Source organism: Methylomonas rapida, assembly GCF_024360925.2.
Taxonomy (GTDB): domain Bacteria; phylum Pseudomonadota; class Gammaproteobacteria; order Methylococcales; family Methylomonadaceae; genus Methylomonas; species Methylomonas rapida.
In genome coordinates this window covers 1,760,437-1,780,349 of the sequence record NZ_CP113517.1, presented here as the reverse complement: position 1 = coordinate 1,780,349, position 19,913 = coordinate 1,760,437, and the positions used below count along the sequence as shown (strand labels likewise).

The 19,913-nt window shown below is 55.1% G+C and carries 17 protein-coding genes; 12 read left to right on the top strand and 5 right to left on the bottom strand.

Going from position 1 to position 19,913, the window contains the following annotated elements:
- Positions 1-9 precede the first annotated feature (9 nt).
- Entirely contained in the window at positions 10-1,395 is a 1,386-nt protein-coding gene (locus tag NM686_RS08450; protein WP_255187523.1) for an IS4 family transposase, read from the bottom strand.
- A gap of 207 nt (positions 1,396-1,602) precedes the next feature.
- On the opposite strand from NM686_RS08450, the gene NM686_RS08445 reads away from it, so the two are divergent.
- Together NM686_RS08445 and NM686_RS08440 are read left to right on the top strand one after the other, a co-directional pair.
- Entirely contained in the window at positions 1,603-2,595 is a 993-nt protein-coding gene (locus NM686_RS08445) for an RpnC/YadD family protein (RefSeq protein ID WP_269022725.1), read from the top strand.
- Between the two features lie 276 nt (positions 2,596-2,871).
- Entirely contained in the window at positions 2,872-3,432 is a 561-nt protein-coding gene (locus NM686_RS08440) for a Uma2 family endonuclease (protein ID WP_255187439.1), read from the top strand.
- A 16-nt stretch (positions 3,433-3,448) separates the two neighbouring features.
- On the opposite strand, the gene NM686_RS08435 is transcribed toward NM686_RS08440, so the two are convergent.
- Positions 3,449-3,985, bottom strand: a complete 537-nt coding sequence (locus NM686_RS08435) for an O-acetyl-ADP-ribose deacetylase (RefSeq protein ID WP_255187438.1) — start codon at positions 3,983-3,985, stop codon at positions 3,449-3,451.
- 274 nt (positions 3,986-4,259) lie between these two features.
- Here NM686_RS08435 and NM686_RS08430 point away from each other — a divergent pair, with 274 nt between their 5' ends.
- The 10 genes from NM686_RS08430 (at position 4,260) to NM686_RS08385 (ending at position 17,330) form a co-directional block, all read left to right on the top strand.
- On the top strand, positions 4,260-4,475 hold the full coding sequence (locus NM686_RS08430) for a DUF2905 domain-containing protein (RefSeq protein WP_255187437.1): 216 nt from the start codon (positions 4,260-4,262) through the stop codon (positions 4,473-4,475).
- 188 nt (positions 4,476-4,663) lie between these two features.
- Positions 4,664-5,413, top strand: a complete 750-nt coding sequence (locus NM686_RS08425; protein WP_255187436.1) for an HAD family hydrolase — start codon at positions 4,664-4,666, stop codon at positions 5,411-5,413.
- Positions 5,414-5,850: 437 nt separating this feature from the next.
- On the top strand, positions 5,851-6,924 hold the full coding sequence (locus tag NM686_RS08420; RefSeq protein ID WP_255187435.1) for an HD domain-containing phosphohydrolase: 1,074 nt from the start codon (positions 5,851-5,853) through the stop codon (positions 6,922-6,924).
- Positions 6,925-6,926: 2 nt separating this feature from the next.
- A complete protein-coding gene (locus NM686_RS08415) occupies positions 6,927-7,838 on the top strand; it encodes a PhnD/SsuA/transferrin family substrate-binding protein (protein ID WP_255187434.1) in 912 nt (303 codons plus the stop codon).
- Between the two features lie 40 nt (positions 7,839-7,878).
- Positions 7,879-9,705: an ATP-binding protein gene (locus NM686_RS08410; protein ID WP_255187433.1), complete on the top strand. Its 1,827-nt coding sequence runs from the start codon at positions 7,879-7,881 to the stop codon at positions 9,703-9,705.
- On the top strand, positions 9,702-11,177 hold the full coding sequence (locus NM686_RS08405; protein WP_255187432.1) for a sensor histidine kinase: 1,476 nt from the start codon (positions 9,702-9,704) through the stop codon (positions 11,175-11,177). Before NM686_RS08410 ends, NM686_RS08405 begins: the two co-directional genes overlap by 4 nt.
- Entirely contained in the window at positions 11,161-11,610 is a 450-nt protein-coding gene (locus NM686_RS08400) for a response regulator (RefSeq protein WP_255187431.1), read from the top strand. The genes NM686_RS08405 and NM686_RS08400 overlap by 17 nt, the downstream gene beginning before the upstream one ends.
- Positions 11,607-13,478 carry a response regulator gene (locus NM686_RS08395; protein ID WP_255187430.1) on the top strand — a complete coding sequence of 624 codons (1,872 nt, stop codon included), beginning with the start codon at positions 11,607-11,609 and terminating at the stop codon, positions 13,476-13,478. The genes NM686_RS08400 and NM686_RS08395 overlap by 4 nt, the downstream gene beginning before the upstream one ends.
- A complete protein-coding gene (locus tag NM686_RS08390; RefSeq protein ID WP_255187429.1) occupies positions 13,462-14,694 on the top strand; it encodes an urea ABC transporter substrate-binding protein in 1,233 nt (410 codons plus the stop codon). Before NM686_RS08395 ends, NM686_RS08390 begins: the two co-directional genes overlap by 17 nt.
- Complete coding sequence (locus NM686_RS08385) at positions 14,691-17,330, top strand: hybrid sensor histidine kinase/response regulator (RefSeq protein ID WP_255187428.1); 2,640 nt, start codon at positions 14,691-14,693, stop codon at positions 17,328-17,330. Before NM686_RS08390 ends, NM686_RS08385 begins: the two co-directional genes overlap by 4 nt.
- A 14-nt stretch (positions 17,331-17,344) precedes the next feature.
- Here NM686_RS08385 and NM686_RS08380 read toward each other — a convergent pair whose 3' ends face one another.
- The 3 genes from NM686_RS08380 to NM686_RS08370 all read right to left on the bottom strand — a co-directional run bounded on the left by NM686_RS08380 (position 17,345) and on the right by NM686_RS08370 (position 19,866).
- On the bottom strand, positions 17,345-17,986 hold the full coding sequence (locus tag NM686_RS08380; RefSeq protein WP_255187427.1) for a response regulator transcription factor: 642 nt from the start codon (positions 17,984-17,986) through the stop codon (positions 17,345-17,347).
- A gap of 162 nt (positions 17,987-18,148) precedes the next feature.
- Complete coding sequence (locus NM686_RS08375; RefSeq protein WP_255187426.1) at positions 18,149-18,760, bottom strand: NUDIX domain-containing protein; 612 nt, start codon at positions 18,758-18,760, stop codon at positions 18,149-18,151.
- Positions 18,757-19,866, bottom strand: coding sequence for a PQQ-dependent sugar dehydrogenase (locus NM686_RS08370; RefSeq protein WP_255187425.1), 1,110 nt, complete (start codon positions 19,864-19,866; stop codon positions 18,757-18,759). The genes NM686_RS08375 and NM686_RS08370 overlap by 4 nt, the downstream gene beginning before the upstream one ends.
- Positions 19,867-19,913: the final 47 nt, after the last annotated feature.

Sequence of the window (19,913 nt, the reverse complement as noted above, 5' to 3'; positions counted from 1 at the left end):
CGCTCATCGTTATACACATCTCTGTGCGACAACCTGCTGAGCTTCCAATGCAATGACAAAATCGCGCAAACGCTGCAGTCCGATCCACATGGCTTTGGCACCCGGCGGCCCGTCATGCTTGCGTCCGAGATAACCGCCCAAGCTCGCCACCAAGAGAATCACTTCGCCCAAGCGAGGTGGCGTAAGCGGCGGCGGGCAAAGCTTAACCACAATGTAAGCAGCCCGCCACTCCTGTGGATCGAAGATAATTTCACAATCCATGTCCGGCGTAGTCCGTCCCAACATCAGCGTGAACAATACCCGCCAGGCAATAACCATGTACAACGCTAAACAAGGTAGCAGTCGGTCCTCGGTTTCCAGATGCAGTCGCTTAATCTGGCATCCGCTCTTGAGCACATGGAAGTACACTTCAATGCACCACCGCACGGCGTACCACATGACGATCGTTGCCGCCTGTTCGAAACAATCGATCGGCAAGCTAGTCAACAATAGCCATTCCAAACGTTCCACGCCAGACGGTGGTGCATCTTCGCGTGCCAGCACCGCATTGATGGTGAGTTCCGGTAGCCGATACCCTATCCGCTTAGGCGGTTTGAGGGTCACTGTAATGGCGCGTAACGTGATATGCGCCAGTCGCGCCGTGCGGTTCGGTCGCGGTTTGACGTTCACCTCAGAGTAACCCAATACAGGAGCTTGCTCCACGGCGGCCCACAGGCATTTCGTACCGTTCTCCGGCGAAGCCAACACTCGGTTTTGCGCCGCACGTACGATCCATTGAGCCCGTACCGCAGGTGCGTAGTCATGGTATTCGGCAAACCACTCGTAAATATCGCCCTCCCTGTCGGCAAGATTGATCAGCAGGGTGTCCGGCATTTGCGCCTGTAAAGCGCAACTGTCCTGGTAACTTTCCAGCCAATGGCGACTCTCTTTTTCGTCTACGCCTTTGTGAAGTCGTTCACTCCTTTGGCTTGGGATCTCTCGAGGCCAATACGATGCTTTCACGACACCCAAACAAATACGCGATGGCGTAAAGGCAACTGTCGGATGCAGGCGGCGCAAGTGTTTCTCCACGTCTTTCACTGTGCCAAGTCCCTTCGGCCCCAAGCAAATATTCTTATCGTCCTCGGTGGTGTCCTGTGCCAGCAGCACGATTGGGCTGCTCTTCATGCGCTCGATCGTGGCATCTCGATGCGGCGCCAGTATCTTCTCGAATGTCGTCTTAGCGTTATTGAAGAAGCGATAGGCTCCCATCGTCTCCTTCCAGCCTCCGCAGGCCGCCGGAATACTGAGTTGTGGATGCTCGCCCAATTGCTCCAATAGCAAGGCCAATCTCTTGTTTAGACGTTGATCTTCCAAATTGGCAGTTTGCACTTCTTCTTCGGCCCAGTTGCTCATCGCCTTTCTCCTGTTTCTGTGTCTCCTTGTAGTTTAGTCTTTGAGGGACTTGTGTATAACGATGAGCGGAAGACCGTGGGAACCAGGTAGACCAATTCGCGTCGGGTTACAACACTCATCCGACGCGACCAACATGGACGCCGTCCTCATTGTCTTTTGCCCGAATAGCGTAGAATGACCGCTCCAGACATGAACGCTGTTACTGTTATGAACGATTCCGCCCCGGACGAATACGATAGCCCTTGGAAAGAAGCCGTCGAGCGCTACTTTCCGGAATTCATGGCGTTTTATTTTCCGGCTGCCGCGAACCTGATCGACTGGCGCCAAGCCTATACGTTTTTGGATCAGGAACTGCGCGCGGTGGTGCGGGATGCGACATTGGGCAAGCGCTTCGTCGACAAATTGGTTCAGGTGACATTGCTGGATGGGGCCGAGCAATGGGTCTATGTCCATATCGAAGTGCAAGGCGCCAGACAGGCAGGCTTTGCCAAGCGCATGTTTACCTACAACTACCGGATTTTCGATCGTTATGATCGTCCCGTGGCCAGTTTGGCGGTGCTGGCTGACGAACATCCCGACTGGAAGCCTGATCGTTTCGGCTATAGCCTGCTGGGCAGCGAGACTTCGATTCGGTTTCCTGTCGCCAAGATTACCGATTACCATGATCAGCTGGAAAACTTGCTGACTCAACCCAATCCGTTTGCCATGGTGACGGCGGCGCATATTCTGACCCAGCAAACCCGCGGCGATGACGATGTTCGTTTTCAGGCCAAGTGGCGCCTGATCCGTTTGCTGTATGAGCGAGGTTGGGACAAGCAGCGTATCATTGACCTGTTTCAGGTGATCGACTGGATGATGCGGTTGCCGAAAGAGCTAGAACGGCAATTATGGCAAAACATTCATGAACTCGAGGAGGATGGCAAAATGCGATATATATCAAGTGTGGAACGAATTGGCATGGAAAGAGGGATGGAAAAGGGAATGGAAAAGGGCATGGAAAAGGGAATGGAAAAAGGGATGGAAAAAGCCGAACAAAACACGCTGCGGCGTCAGATTATCCGCCGGTTCAAAACCTTGCCCGCCTGGGCGGAGCAACGCATCGAACAAGCCGGTCAAGCCGAATTAGAGCAATGGCTGGACAATATCATCGATGCGCCTACGCTAGAAGCGGTATTCGAATCCGATAATTCCATGCATTGATTCCCCTCATTCCCACGCTCCCGCGTGGGAATGCATACGCCACCTGCCAAACAAGCACGCCGCAGGGTTCCCACGGAGAACCGTGGGAACCAGGTAAAATAGCCACGGATATGCAATGCATGCAACCGGATTTAGTTAGAGGTGCAATCCGTAGGGCGTCAATAGGCGATAGCCCTATTGCGCCGCACGATGGATTTTGATCATTCGACGCATTACGCTAACATCGATGCATCCTATCGGATAAACCTGTTCAACCAAATTCATTGACGCAAACACATGGGCTTACCAGAATTCAAACCAGCAACCTATGCCGACCTCTGCGCTGTACCGGCTCATTTGGTGGCGGAAATCATAAACGGCACGCTTTATACGCATCCTCGCCCCTCGCCGCGCCATGCAAGGGCTTCGTCATCGCTTGGCGATGAAATCGTTGGACCTTATGACAAGGGGCGTGGTGGCCCCGGTGGCTGGTGGATATTGGACGAACCGGAATGCCATTTAGGTTTTGATATCGTGGTGCCGGATTTGGCCGGCTGGCGGCGGGAGCGCCTGCCCAAATTACCGGAAGGCGCTTATTTCGATATTTCGCCCGATTGGGTTTGCGAAGTGTTATCACCCGGCACGGCACGAATCGACCGGGTCGAAAAAATGCCGCTCTATGCAAGACATGGCGTGAGCCATATTTGGCTGATCGATCCCCTAGTGCGCACACTGGAAGTTTTTGCAAACACGCCTAACGGCTGGTTATTGCTAGACGCGTTCGAAAACGACGATACCGTTTCGATCGCGCCGTTTGACGCAACCAGTTTCCATTTGGGCGCGCTGTGGGCGGATTGAGACCATCCCGAAAGTCTCACGGGTAGCGCATGTCTTCACTTGAGTGTTGTAGCAAATGCCGATAAATATCCGCGTCGGTTTCAGAGAAACAGCAAAAATACACCTGCATGCCTTCATCATGCCCGCGTAAAAAAGCCTTGACGCTTGATAGGGCAATCCGAGCCGCCAGCGATTTTGGAAACCCGTAAATACCGGTGCTGATGCACGGAAAGGCAATTGATTGTATGTGGCGTTCCCTCGCCAAATTCAGGCAATTTCGATAGCAGCTTGCCAACAAATCCGTTTCGTCATGCTGACCGTCGCGCCAGACTGGACCGACGGTGTGAATCACGTATTTTGCCTGCAGCCGGTAACCCGCGGTGATTTTGGCCTCCCCCGTAATACAGCCGCCCAATGTTCGGCACTCCGCGAGCAATTCGGGACCAGCTCGACGATGAATGGCGCCATCGACGCCACCACCGCCCAATAGCGAGGGATTCGCGGCATTCACGATGGCGTCGACGTTCAGAGTAGTCAAATCCGCTTGCACCACATGGACTAAATCATTTGTCATTCGGACACCCCCATAAAATATTTGCGACAGGCTATTCCAAGAAATCGGACAAAAAATAACGCCGCATTCTATCCCTGGCAACCTTGTGACATAGCGAGCGAAGACCGTCGTCGATAACCCTTACCTGGCGGCTTGACGGCACCGAGGCTAAACACGGTTGCGCACCCAGAACCATCCACTATCGAAAGTTACGGCCGCCCCTAGCCGACAAGGCTTTCCGGCAAGGATGATTGAAATTAAAATGCGCCCTGATTGTTACTTTGCAGGAATGCCAATGGCCACCGACAAACTGCTGATCAGCGCCGGCCTCTTGATCCTGACCTTGGGCCTGATAATGAAGTATGCGCCATGGTTGATCAACTGGTTTGGCAAACTGCCAGGCGATATCGACATCCAAAGCACCCATGGCCGTGTCTTCATACCGATTACGTCCATGCTTGTCATCAGCCTGTTACTGACACTGATAGTCAATTTGTGCTTGCGCAAATAATCCCGGCACCTATTTGTGGGCTCGAGCTAGGCGCCATCGGCTACAATAATGTGTGAGAAATGAGGTAGGCGCGAATTCATTCGCACTGCGCGGATAAATCCGCGCCTACACCGAATACTTGCATAGATTATTTCATGTTCATTCCTAAGCTCGGTTAATCCGACCATTTACTCTATCCTGATACCCTGATGAGCAATCCGATAATTCACGCCTATGATTTTGACGGCGTCATCTGTGACAGCGCCGTGGAAACCGCCATCACCGGCTGGAAAGCCGCCGGCCAACTCTGGGGCGACATGCCCACCGAGACGCCGCCCGACATGATCGAAAAATTCCGCCAGATTCGCCCCATCATCGAAACCGGTTATGAGGCGATCCTGGCGATGCGCTTGTTATATCTGGGCGACAGCTGCGACGCCATTTTCCGCGACTACCAGGAAAAAACCCAGCAATTGCTACGGCAAGCGCAAGTCAGCGTCGAGCAATTGAAAAAACGGTTTGGCGAAACCCGCGATCACTGGATAGCAAACGACCTGGCATCCTGGATTGCGATGAATCCGTTATTTCCGGGGATTGCGGAAAAATTGCAACAGCTTGGGCGGACGGAAACCTGGTATGTCGTCACCACCAAACAAGAACGCTTCGTCAAACACATCCTGCAAGCCAACGCCATCGAACTGGCCGACGAAAGGATTTTTGGCCTCGACCGCAATTTGAGCAAGGTCGAAGTCTTGCAAGGCTTATTAAAAACCCATCCGGGTCAAGAATTGCAGTTTATCGAGGATCGCCTGCCGACCTTGCTCAACGTGCAAAAACATCCGGAGCTGGCTGCCGTGAAATTGCTGTTTGCGACATGGGGCTATAACACCGACAGCGATAAATCACGCGCCAAACAACAGGGCTTTGTCAGTCTGAACTTGACTGATTTTGTGCCGTGATCGCTACCCCGCAAGCGCCCCCGCTTTGCCCCGCGCAACAAGGGCCATTTTTGTGAATAACCGTTGAAATTCACCGTGAATTACCTGGACTATCAAGTTAAACTGTCGCACTTAGAAGGCCGTCGTAAAAGTCAAAACAGCGTCTTCTCCCGCCGGAAGAAGGTTGGGATGAAGGGATTAAATCAGGCGAGGAACTTGCAAAATACCACTAGTTAGTGGCTAATTAATTTTACCTCAGGTATTTAAATCATTTAGGAATGTGCGGGAAACAAGCTCGGCAATGGCAGGTGCGGATAAATCCGCACCTGCACCGGATACTTGCATAGATTATTTCATGTTCATTCCTTACCCCCCTCCCACGAGGAGAGGGCGCTTTTACGACGGCAGCTTGCGCCATTATGGAAATTCAAACAAAAGATCACTGCAGGATTCAAGGCATGAATAATTCAGGCGACAACCAGGGCAACATTGTTATCGTGGACGATCAGCCCAACAATCTGCGAGTCTTGAGCGGCATCCTGCAGCAAGCAGGCTACAAGGTACGCCCCGCCCTGGACGGAAAATTCGCGCTGCAGTCGATCAAATCCAGCCCGCCCGATCTGATTTTATTGGACATCCGCATGCCCGAAATGGATGGCTACGAGGTTTGCCGCCACCTGAAGGCCGATGAACAAACCCGGGAAATCCCGGTCATTTTCATCAGTGCGCTACAAGACATGGAAGACAAGCTGAACGCCTTCCGTGTCGGCGGCGTCGATTACGTGGCCAAACCCTTTCAGATGGAAGAAGTCCTGGCGAGGGTTCAGGCTCACATCAAGCTTTATCGCTTGCAATGCAACCTGCAAAACGTCATCGAGACCCGCACGCAAGACTTGCGCATGACGCTGGAATCCTTGAGCGAAAGTCAAAAAAAGTATTCCAAGATCCTGGAAGAAATGATCCTGGCGATTTCGATGACCATCGAGAAACGCGACCCGTACACAGCCGGCCACCAGTGGCGGGTTTCCTTGATAGCCGCCGAGATCGCCCACGAACTTGGGATGAGCGCGGATCGAATCGAAGGCATCCGCTTGGGCGGAATGGTGCATGACATCGGCAAGATCTATGTCCCGGTCGAAATTCTGACACGCCCTGGCGCCTTGTCCGATATCGAATTTTCCTTCATCAAAACCCACCCGGAAGTCGGTTACGACATCGTCAAGCATGTGCAATTCCCTTGGCCGGTGGCGGACATGATTCTGCAACACCACGAACGCCTCGATGGCAGCGGCTATCCGCGCGGCTTGAAGCGCGGCGAGATACTGCTGGAATCGCAAATCATCAGCGTGTCGGACATCGTCGAAGCCATCGCCTCTCATCGTCCTTATCGGCCGGCACTGGGTTTGGAACACGCATTGAAGGAGATTCGCGCGGGAGCCGGTCGTATTTATGACGCCGATGTCGCGGCCGCCTGTTTACGTCTGTTCGAGGAAAAGGGCTACATGCTTCCCGAGTTGATCAAGAGAACCTAGCAATGCCCCCCCTGTACCGCCCTCTCGTTTTCGCGCTGTTTGCCGTGATAGTTGGCTGCGGCTCCGAAAACGATGCGCCACAAGGGCCCAAATACGCTAACGCACCGCTCGATACCGAGAAACCCCTCTACCGTTTTGCGGTCCATCCCTTGCATAATCCGGCCAAACTGGCCGAGGCTTACCAACCGCTGGTCGATTACCTGAACCTTCATATCAGCGAAGTCCAGTTTGAACTGGAAGCCTCGCGCGATTACCAAAATTACGAAGCCAAATTCCGCGACCGCCAACCCGAGTTGTTATTGCCGAATCCGTGGCAAACCCTGGAAGCCATGAAGGTGGGCTATCACGTCATCGCAATGGCCGGCGATGCCGAAGACTTCAAAGGCATATTCATCATACGCAAGGACAGCGGCATCCAATCGCCGCTGGATTTGAAAGGCAAGGTCGTCAGCTATCCATCGCCCACCGCGCTGGCCGCTTGCATCATGCCGCAGTATTTCCTGCACAACCAGGGCCTCGATGTCATTCACGACATCGAAAACCGCTATGTCGGCTCGCAGGAATCCTCGATCATGAACGTCTATTTGGGCGAGGCCTCGGCCGGAGCGACCTGGCCTCCTCCTTGGCGCCTGTTTCAAAAAAACCATCCCCAACAAGCGGCCGAATTGACGGTCGCCTGGCAAACACCCCCGCTGATGAATAATTCGGTGATGGTACGCGACAATGTGCCGGCCAGCACGCGCGATGCCATCAAAGCCAGGCTCCTGGCGTTGTTCGATTCCTATGAAGGCCAGGCGATTCTAGCCAGCATGGAAACCGCCCGTTTTCACGATGCCGACGATACCAGCTATCAACGGGTGCGCGATTACATCACCGAGTTCGAAAGCACCGTCAGGCCGGTCGAGCAACCATGACGGCGACCAGCATGCCATTTTTTTGCGGGAATAATCATCCATGAATTGGCTGCAGAAGCTTTTTTTTGGCTCGTTACGGCGCCAGTTGATCATCGGAGTCGCCGTCACCAATGCGCTGATCATGGCCATGTTCGTCTGGGACGCCAGCGAACGCCAGAAGCAGATGCTATTGGATCGGCAAACCGAGTATGCGATTGCGTTGACGCAAAGCGTGGCCTCTTCGTCCGCGAGCTGGCTATCGACCCGAGACTTTCAAGGCTTGCAGGAAATCATACGCGCGCAAAAACGTTATCCAGAACTGCAATACGCCATGATTCTGGATAAGCGCGGACGCATCGTCGCCCATAACGACCCTGCGCATCTGAATCAATACATACTCGATCTGCCAGCGGAGACCGCGGAACCGGCCGACGTCTACATTCAGCAGCGCAGTCTGGCCTTGGTGGATGTCGTCAGCCCCATCATGCTGTCGTCGTATCGGATCGGCTGGGTCAGGGTCGGCTTGACCAGACAAACCATGAATGCGCGTTTGCAAAGTATTTATCGCGATGGCGTTCTGTTCGCCTTGGCATCAATCGTGATCAGTTCGTTGTGGGTGGGCATTATGGGCTGGCGCTTGACCCGCCGCCTGGAAATCATCCGCGAGGCCAGCGATGCGATTCAGGCCGGAGAGCGCAAGCGTCGCGTTCACCTGAGCGGCATCGACGAAGCCGCGGCGCTCGGTAGCGCCTTCGACGCGATGCTGGACACGCTGGCGGCGCGCGATCTAGCCCTGCGCCTGGCCAACGAACGCTTGCAAGCCGCGACCCGAGCCGGCATCATCGGCATTTGGGAGTGGGATGCGGTCACCGATGAGTTGATCTGGGACGAAGTCATGTGTCGACTCTACGGCATTCAGGTTCAGGCATTCGCCGGCACGCCGCAAGCCTGGCTGAACTTGCTGCATCCGCAAGATCGCCGTGCGGCGCGGCGCGATGTTCTGAAAACCTTAAGCGGCAAGCATGACTACGATTCCGAATTTCGCGTCATTTGGCCGGATGGTTCCATACACTATCTGAAATCGGCGGCACAATTGATACGCGACGAAAACGGCCACCCCGCGCGCATGGTGGGCGTCAATTACGACCTCACCCAAATCAAGCGGGTCGAAGCGGAATTGAAACGCTCGAATGGCGAGCTGGAACAATTTGCCTACGCCGTATCGCACGACATGCGCCAGCCGCTGCGCATGGTCAACAGTTATCTGCAATTGATCGAAAAAACCCTGAAGGAACAACTGGACGACGATACCCGGCAATTTTTGCATTTCGCCACCGATGGCGCTCGCCGCATGGACGGCATGATCCTGGCGTTACTGGATTTTTCCCGAGTCGGCCGCAAAACCCTGCCCATGGCCGAGTTGGACGTTCGCGAAACATTGGATGAAGCCCTGGCCTTTCTGGGGCCGGAAATCAACGCCAATGCGACAGAAATCAAAATCGACGGCGACTGGCCGCGCGTGGTCGCCAGTCGCGACGAAATGGTGCGCCTGTTCCAAAACTTGGTGGGCAACGCCTTGAAGTATCACGAAACCGGCAAGGCACCGGTCGTCAACATTACCGGCACACTGCAAGCCAATGCCTGGCACTGCGAAATAGCCGATCAAGGCGTCGGCATCGATCCCAGCCAAATTGGCCGGTTATTTCAGGTATTTTCCCGCCTGCAGGCGCAATCCCGTTTCGAAGGCGTCGGCGTGGGTTTGGCTTTATGCCGCAAAATCGTCGAACATCATGGCGGCCGAATTGGCGTGGAATCCGCTGGCGAAGGGCAAGGCAGCAGTTTTTGGTTTGAACTGCCGTTGACGGCAAGTGACCAACCAGCACCATGAAAGAGCTGCGCCATCTCAAATTGAGCACGTTTGCCGCTGTTTTTGCCTGGAGCGCCTTGCTGGCTGGTTTTTGCCATTACGACATCAGCTTAGCCAGACAGCACACCGAGGCACTTGCCCGCAAGGAAGCCAGGGCCAACTTCGACAAGGATCTAGCTTTTCGTTTATGGGCGACCAGCCACGGCGGCGTCTATGTGCCAATCGACAGCAGAACCCCACCCAATCCGGCACTGGCCCAGATTCCCGAGCGCGATATTCAAACCCCATCGGGCAGGAAACTGACGCTGATGAATCCCGCCTATATGCTGCGCCAACTAATGGAAGATTTCGGCGAGTTGTATGGCATCCGGGGCAAAATCACCAGTTTCAAGTTAATGAATCCCATCAATGCCCCCGATGCCTGGGAAGCGGAAGCCATGCATCAGTTTGAGCGTGGAGCAAAAGAAGTTTTCGAATTCGCCAACATCGATGGAGAACCGTATTTGCGCTTGATGGCCGCGATGCTGGTGCAGCAAGGTTGCTTGAAATGCCATGGCTCTCAAGGTTACAAACTCGGCGAAGTACGCGGCGGCGTCGGCGTTTCGATACCGATGCGGCCTTATTGGCAAGAACTTGACGAACAGATTCATAAAAAGATAGCGATGTATGGTGCCATCTGGCTAATAGGCTTGGCCGCTATCATCAGCTGGAGTTTGCTGAGCAAACGGCGTCTGCTGGAAAAAGACCGCATCACCGCGCAAATCGGCCAGCAACATGCAGCCATCGAACGCGCCAATGCCGAGCTGACGCACTTCGCCAATATTTCCGCTCACCACCTGATGGAACCCGCGCGTAGATTGCTGTCGTACGCCCAGCGCTTGCGCACGCGACTCGGCAGCCGGATACAGGAGGATGAAGACGCGCTTTTGTCGCTGGAATACATCGAAAAAGGCGCGGCCCGCATGCGTGACTTGCTGCGGGACATCGAGCGCTATCTGGCCGCCAGCACCGCGCGCGGCCCCATGCAATTGAACGATCCCGGCGCGGCCTTGACCGAAGCCCGCCGCCGTTTGGCCAAGCTGATCGCCGACAACAAGGTAGAGCTCGACGTGACCGCTTTGCCGCCCGTTTACCTGGACTTACCGCGTCTGGCCGATTTGTTCGAAATCCTGCTGAACAACGCCATCATTCACGCGCGCCTGGACGTCCCACCCCGCGTCCGGATTGCGGCGCAAGCCGAAAAATCCGCCGTGCGCATCGTGATCGAGGACAATGGCCCCGGCATCGAGCCAGAATATCGCCGGCGCGTATTCGGCGTATTCGAACAACTCAAGCCCAACCCATTGGCCGGAACCGGCATCGGCCTGGCCATCGTCGAGCGCATCGTAAACAGCCGGAACGGCAAAATATGGATAGAATCCTCAGACATGGGCGGTATCGCCGTAATATTCGACCTGCCAACCGGAGTTCTTAATAATGACGTTCGAGATTAACCCCTTCGAAATCCTGCTTTTGGAAGATGAGCCGGCCGACGCCCATCTGGTCCGCGTTTCGTTGAAAGAAGCGCGGGTGCATTGCCAGTTGCACCACCTGCTCGACGGCCGCGAAGGCCTGGACTTTTTACAGCGCAAGCAGCCCTTCGAATCGGCTCCGCGGCCGGATTTGATCTTGCTGGATTTGAACATGCCGCGCATGAACGGCCACGAGTTTCTCGCCGCGGTCAAGGCCGATGAAAATTTTCGCGACATCCCGGTCGTGGTGCTGACCACCTCGGAAGTCGAACGCGACGTCGAAGCCAGTTTCAAGCATGGCGCGGCCGGCTATATCACCAAGCCGGTCGACATGCAGCAATTTACCGCCGCCATCTCGCAATTGAGCGATTACTGGTTCGTGCTGACCCGACTGCCACGCGAAAACAAAATATGACCGACGACAGCGCCGCACCGATTCGGGTATTGCTGATTGAAGACGAAGCCGGCGATGCGGGTTTGGCTCAACTGGCCTTGCGCGACTTCCGTAATGCGCATTTCAGCGTGGCCTGGGTACAAACCCTGGCAAAAGCGCTGGAAAGCATGGGCCAGCAAACGTATGATGTCATCTTGCTCGATCTGACCTTGCCGGATTCCGCGGGCATCAACACCGTCGAACGGATATTGGCGGTGGCCAGCCTGACACCCATCATCGTGCTGACCGGCCAGACCGATACCGAATTCGGCCTGAACACGCTAAAAGCCGGCGCCACCGAATATCTGGTGAAAGGCGACTTTGGCTATGACGGTCTGGCCAGAACCATTTTTTATACCCTGCATCGCACCAAACTGGAACGCGAACTGGCGGAATACCGCTTTCATTTGGAGGAATTGGTCACCCACCGCACCGCCGAACTGGCGCTGGCGAAGGAAGCCGCCGAATCCGCCAACCGCGCCAAAACCGCGTTTCTGGCCAACATGAGCCATGAACTGCGCACACCGCTGAACGCCATTCTGGGTTTCGCTCAATTGATGGAACGCGACCCTGCCCTGGACAGCGACCACCGCCGCGAGTTGCAAACCATCAACCGCAGCGGCCGCCATTTGCTGGCCTTGATCAACGATGTACTGGAAATCTCCCGCATCGAGGCGGGCCATACCCTGATACAGAACAAACCCTTCGATTTCGTCGACATGCTGCATAGCGTCGAAGAAATGATCCGCTTGCGCGCGGCGGCAAAAGGCTTGACATTCAAACTCGAGCAACACGGTGAGCTGCCATCTTCGGTGGTTGGCGACGGCCAGCGGTTAAAACAAGTCTTGCTCAATTTACTGGGCAATGCCGTCAAATACACCGAACACGGCGAAATCAACCTGCGCATGACGCCCTGCAACGAGCATATCCGCTTCGAGGTCAGTGACACCGGTGTCGGCATCGCCCCGGACGAACAGACACGCATCTTCCAGGCCTTTTACCAGACCGACGTTGGCCTTTCGCTGGGCGAAGGCACCGGTTTGGGGCTCACTCTCAGCCGCGAGTTCGTGCACATGATGGGCGGTGAAATCAGCGTGCAAAGTCAACCCGGTCAAGGCAGCATCTTCAGCTTCAGCGTGCCGCTGCCCGCCGCTGACAGCCCGCCCACGACTTTACCGCATGCCAGGGTTTTAGGCTTGCAAGCAGGACAGGCCCCCGTACGCATTCTCATCGCCGAGGATGCGGCCGATAGCCGGGAATTCATCGTGCGCTTGCTGACCAGCGTGGGTTTCGAAGTGCGCGCGGTAGAAAATGGCCTGCAAGCCATCGAGACGTTTAAAACCTGGCACCCCCACTTCATCTGGATGGATATCCGCATGCCGGTCATGGATGGCTATGCCGCCACCCGGCAAATTCGTGCCTTGCCGGGTGGCGATAGCGTCAAAATAGTCGCGCTGACGGCTAGTGTGTTTCAGGAACGCCTGGGCGATATTTTACAGGCCGGCTGCGACGATGTACTGGGAAAACCCTTCGAAGAAGAGCGCCTGTTCCAGATCATGGCCGAGCTTCTGAATGTCAAATACCGTTATGATGAAACCGTCAACCACATCGAAACCACGGAATTGGATTTGACGACGACCAGCCTGGAACTCTGCCTCGCCATCAAATACGCCGCCGAAACCCTGGATTTGGCGGGATTCGGCGACATCATCGAACAACTGCGCGACAGCCAGCCTACGGTTGCCCCGATTTTACAGCGCTGGGTCAACGAATTCCGTTTCGAGCAAATTCAACGCGCCGCCGATGCCGGCATCAACGCCAAGGAGAAGCGCCATGGCAATGCAGAATGAGCACAAAATCAGTCGCCGTTATCTCATGTTCGGTTTCTGGCTTCTCGCCGCAGGTCTGATTTCCTGCCAACCGGCACAGCCGCCAAGCATCCGTATCGGTGTCATCCATTCACTGACCGGCAACATGGCGATCAGCGAAACACCATTGGTGGATGCGGTCCGGCTGGCGGTGGAAGAAATCAATGCCGCCGGCGGCTTGCTGGGACGCCCCGTGGAAATGGTGGTCGCCGACAGTCGCTCCAGCCCTGAAATCGCGGCCGAAGAGGCCGAACGCTTGATACAGGAACAACACGTCTCAGCCCTGTTCGCCTGCTGGACCTCGGCTTGCCGCATCGCGCTGAAACCGGTGGTGGAAAAACATCGTCACCTGCTGTTTTATCCGGTGCAATACGAAGGGCTGGAAGAATCGACCAATATCATTTACACGGGCTCCGCGCCCAATCAGCAAATCGTGCCGGGCATCTATTGGGCGCTGCAACATCTCGGCAAGCGCCTCTACCTGATCGGTTCCGATTACGTGTTTCCGCGCGTTGCCAACCTGATCATCACCGATTTGGCCAAGGCGTCCGGGGCCGAGATTCTGGCCGAGCGCTACCAACCGCTCGGCAACACGGACTTCAGCCAGGAAATTCAGGAAATTCAAAGACTGCGGCCGGATGTCGTCATCAACACGGTCAACGGCGACAGCAACTTGCATCTGTTCAGCGCCATGCGCGACGCCGGCCTGAGCGACCAGGCCATCGTATCCTTCAGCGTGGCTGAAGGCGAGCTGAACGCACAGCCCGAAGTTCATCTCAATGCGCATTACGCGGTCTGGAGTTATTTTCAAAGCGTCGATAGCGACAGCAATCGTCGTTTCGTCCAGGCTTACCAGCAACGCTATGGTAGCGACAGACCCACTTCCGACCCCGTCGAAGCGGCTTACACCGGCGTCAAATTATGGGCCCAGGCCGTGAAAGAAGTAGGCTGCGACGACGTCGAGCAGGTCAATTTTGCGATCGTGCGCCAGAGTATCGAAGCCCCTTCTGGCATACTTGCGGTCGATCCCGGCACCCGGCATTTATGGAAGAACGTGAAAATCGGCAAGGCCAACGCGCATGGCAATTTCGACATTATCTACGACTCCAAGAACGCCTTGAGGCCTGTCCCCTACCCGCTTTATCGCAGCCGGCGCGAATGGCGTGAGCTGGCCAAGCAGCTCAGGAAATCGCCATGAACGGCGGCCGCATCCACGCCTGGTTGTTGGCAGCCTTCTTGTTGCTGGCGCTGGCGCCACTACTGGGAGGCGGCTGGTATTTTTTGCATATCTATGAAAATGCGCTGCGGGAAACCGTCGCCAATAACCTGGTGCAAATCACCAACAAGAAATACGACCAAATCGACCGTTTTTTCCAGGAACGTTATAACGACATAACACTGCTCGCCAATCGAACCTCCGTTCAAAATGCGATCCTGGAATTGAGCCAGCTTTGGCAAGCCCAAGGTCCGCACAGCCCTTCCTATCAACGGCTCAGCGAAAGTCTGGACAAATCCATGCTGTCTTTTCTGGAATCGGGAGATTATTACGATTTACTGTTGATCGATAAGGGCGGCAATGTCCTGTATTCGGTGGCGCGTGAAGCCGATTTCGCCACCAATTTGTTTAGCGGACCTTACAGAGACACTCACTTTGCCGAAGACGTCGAAACGGCGCTGAATTTGCTGCAAACCGGCCAAACGATATTCGCGCCTTACGCGCCTTCGCAAGACAAGGAAGCCAGTTTTCTGATCAGCCCGGTATTGCACGATGGCAAACCCATCGGGGTCGTAGCCTTGCAATTCAACTGGGACAGACTGGCGTCGGTAGCCACCGATCGCACCGGTCTCGGGACTAGCGGAGAAACGGTGCTGGCACAGAAGGACGGCGATTTTGTGCTGTACACCTCGCCGCTTCAACACATCGAAAACGCCGCCTTCCGCTACCGGATTCCGTTCGCCGAAGTAGCCGTTCCGATGAAACACGCCTTGAGCGGACAGTCGGGATACAGCGTGATGATTGCCGACTACGCCCGCCAATCGACCGTATCCGCCTGGCGTTATCTGCCCGCGTTACGCTGGGGCATGGTGGTCAAAATCGACACGGACGAGGCCCTTGCCCCCTTGCGGCGCATGCAACAGCTCACGGTTGCGGTCTTGTTTGTCTTGACCTGCGCGATCAGTCTATTGGCAATTTATTTCAGCCGAATCATGACAAAACCGTTGATAAATCTGATCGCGGCCACCCAGCAGATGACGCGCAAAAACTTCAACATCAAAGCCACGCCCACGGGACCGCGGGAATTACGTGAACTCGCCGCCGCTTTCAATCAGATGAGCGCCCGGCTGGCGGAACTCTATACCGGCCTGGAGATCAAGGTGCGTGAGCGCGACAACGAGATCCTGGCGCGCAAACAGGCGGAGGCGGCTCTCATCGAGGCCAGGGACGCTGCCGAAGCGGCCAACCGCGCCAAGAGCGTGTTCCTGGCGAACATGTCGCACGAATTACGCACGCCGTTGAACGCCATTTTAGGCTTTGCCCAGATTCTCCGGCGCGACCCCTCACTGACCGACGAGCAGCACAGCAAGCTGGAAACCATAAACCGCAGCGGTAGTCATCTGCTGGCGTTGATCAACGATGTACTGGAAATTTCCCGCATCGAAGCAGGACGCACCGAAGTCCAAAACGAAGTGTTTTCGCTGACCGAAATGCTGACGTCGGCCGAAGACATGATTCGGCTGCGCGCCGAGTCGAAAGGTTTGCACTTCGCCAGCCTGCGCGATGGCGAACTGCCACGCTATGTCGTCGGCGATGCCCACCATTTACGTCAAATCCTGTTGAATCTGCTGAGCAATGCGGTCAAATATACTGCGCAAGGATCGGTCAGGCTGCATGTGCAGGCAGAAGGCGACAATATTCGATTCGAAGTGTCCGATACCGGCGCGGGCATTGCCGAAGCAGACTTGCCGCGCATCTTCCAGGCGTTTTACCAAACCGAAAAGGGCGCCGCCCAAGGCGAAGGCACAGGACTCGGCCTGACCATCAGCCGCGAATTCGTGCGCTTGATGGGCGGCACGATCGACGTCAGCAGTGAGCCGGGCAAAGGCAGTACCTTTGTATTCACGGTACCGTTGCCGGAGGCCGAGGCGCCCGCGCTTTCCGCCCCACCCAGTCAGGTCATCGGCTTGGCGCCCGACCAGCCGACGGTCAGGGTACTGGTGGCCGAAGACAATAATGACAATCGCGAATTGATCAGGCTGTTGTTGAGCAATATCGGGTTTGAGGTCAAAACCGTCGAAAACGGACAACAAGCGGTGGATTGTTTCCAGACCTGGCGCCCCTGGTTCATCTGGATGGATATGCGCATGCCGGTCATGAACGGTTACGAGGCCACCAAAGCCATCCGCGCCCTGCCCGGCGGCAACAAAGTCAAAATTGCCGCGCTGACGGCCAGCGCCTTCCGTGAAGACAAAGACGGCATTCTAGCCGCCGGTTGCGACGACATGCTGGCCAAACCCGTGGATGAACAAAAACTATTGAAAGTCATGGGGGACCAACTCGGATTGCGTTACCGTTATGCGGACGAAGTCAGTGGCAACGCCAGCGAATTGCCCCGTTCGAACGGGGCCCTGGACCTGTCAACGTTAAGCCCCGAATTACGCGCCGAATTGGCGGAAGCCGCGGAGCTGCTTGACGCCGAGAAGATTAAGGCCATCTTGGCGCATTTGCAGCCTGAGCATCCGGAGATCGCCAAGGCAATCAGAATCTGGACGGAAGTGTACCGTTTCGACCTGGTGGCAAAACTTTGTCGTAACGGTCAAGCTCAACCGGAATAGCTCGCCTGGCCGGGTCAGCGATAGCGGTCGATTTCTTTCAGGCGTATGGCCAGGTGCAAACGATCATCGACGCCGAATTTCCTGAAAATCGAGGAGAGATGGGCTTTTACGGTGCGCTCCGAGATGTTCATCGCCAGCGCGATATTCTTATTGTTTTGGCCCTGCCGTATCATGTCGGCCACTTCAAGCTCGCGCGCGGACAAGGAATCTATCATCTTGGTCAACTTATTCAGTTCATCCTGCGACAGATAATGGTTGTTCGAGTTGTTCAGGCTACCGGTCAAGATTCCGATCACCTTGGGCACCAACGCGCGTCGCATCCAAATATCCCCTTTCAGGATGCAGTCGACGGCGCGTTTCAGTAGATTGGCCGCCTCGGCTTGCTCGCAATACCCCGCCGCGCCATGTACCAAAACCTCGATTTGTTTATGTTCCGGCCAATCCGAGCCCAATACCAAAAAGCGCGTTTGCTTATTGGCAAAAATGGAGATCAACGTGGGATCGTCATCGAGTTTCCTGGCATCGAATATCACCGCGTCCGCCTGGTAATCGTTATGTGCATTCAACAAACGGCTGACGTGATGGTCGCTGATCAATGCATGCGTCCACTCGGCGGTCAGTTGCGGATTATTTGAATAAATCAGAATATTCGCCACGTTGTAATGGTTGTTGGTTTACTGGCAACTGGTTCGATACCGATAAAGGGCCCCAAATAGCGTTGCGAGATGTTTGTGACACCCGGTTTATTGCGGCCCTATCCTAAATCACATTAGTGATACGATCAAAAGGCGACTATTCTCGCATGAAACCTTACGGTTTTATAAATCGGCTTTGCGCCAACGCGCCCTCAACTGATCACGGTGAATATAGAGCCATTGAATGGCGATGATGGGAATACCCGATTCGATTTGGCCGTCTTCCAGCATCTTGAAGACCTCCGCGAATTTGACCGCGGTGACGTGTATGTCCTCATCTTCTTCGGCCAAGCCATGAATGCCGCCGACCGAACGGCTATCGACGCGGCCGCAGAACAAGGTAATGCGCTCGGAGCAACCGCCCGGCGTGGTATAAAACTCCTGAATTTTCAACAACTCCTGAATTTCACAACCCGCTTCTTCCAGGGCTTCGCGATAAGCGACTTCTTCCGCGCTCTCGCCCTCTTCGATGGCGCCGGCAACGATTTCGACCAACCACGCCCGCTGAGGCTGGAAAACCGCGCCAACCCGGAATTGTTCGATCAATACCACCTCATCGCGGTCGGGGTCGTACAACAACACCCCCACGCAATTGCCGCGCCGAAACAATTCCCGGGTAATGGGTTGGCTCCAGCCACCTTTGAACAAGGTATGTTTCAGGGTGTATTGTTCCAGTCTGAAAAAGCCTTGATAGACGATTTCTTTTTCCAGGACTTCGAACTGTTTGCTACTCAAGGCTTGTACTCGACTCTGTAGATGACGCCCAGCTGATCATCGCTGATCAACAAACTGCCGTCGGTATATTGCAGAATATCCACGGGCCGCCCCAAGACCTTGCCGTCCGGCGTCAGCCAACCGGACACGAAACTCTGTTCGCTTATGGGCTCGGAACTGCTGAACCTTATCTGCGCCACTTGATAGCCTTGAGGCACGCTCCGATTCCAGGAACCATGCTGAGCGACGAACAGCTGCTTGTAATAGTTTTCCGGAAATTGCGAGCCGGTATAAAAGCGCATGCCCAAAGGCGCGATATGCGCCTTGTAATTCCAGACCGGCCCCTTGTACTGGCCGCATTTCTTGTTGCCGCCAAACTCGGGATCGGGAATATTTCCCGCGTGGCAATAAGGAAAACCATAATGCTCCTTGCTGCCCGTCCACTGATTCAGTTCATCGGGCGGCACGTCATCGCCCAAATTGTCCCGTCCATTGTCGTTGAAAAATAAATGATGGGTATGTGGCTCCCAGTCGAAGCCAACGCTATTGCGTATGCCTTTGGCGATTATCTCGAAACCGCTGCCGTCGGGGTTGAGGCGAAACAGCGAGGCATAGTTCTCTTCTTGCGGATCGCAGACATTGCATGGCGCACCGACGGCGCTGTAAAGTTTGCCATCCGGACCGAAGCGCAGATATTTCCAGCCGTGATGCCTGTCGGAAGGCAGTTTATCGAACACCACCACGGGGCTTGGCGGATTGTCCAAATTAGCCTCGATTTCGTCGTAACGAATGATCCGGTTGATCTCGGCCACGTACAAGGCACCACTCCTGAAGGCCACGCCGTTGGGCAAATACAGGCCCTTGGCCAGCGCGTATTGGCGTTCGGCCACACCATCGCCATCGGCATCCTGCACGGCATAAACAAAGCCATCGCGCGTGCCGACAAACACCACGCCGCGTTCGCCTAACGCCATTTGGCGTGCGCTGGGTACGTTCTCGGCAAAAATAGAAATTTTAAAGCCATACGGCAAATGCAGCTGCTTCAAGACTGCTTCCTGCTCTGGTTTGGCGGCCGAGCATAAAGATGTCGTAGCTATCAACAACAATAGCGACTTTAACCCTTTCATTTTTCAGTCCTCTAAAATAAACTTTGCTTCATCTTATCACTCTAAGG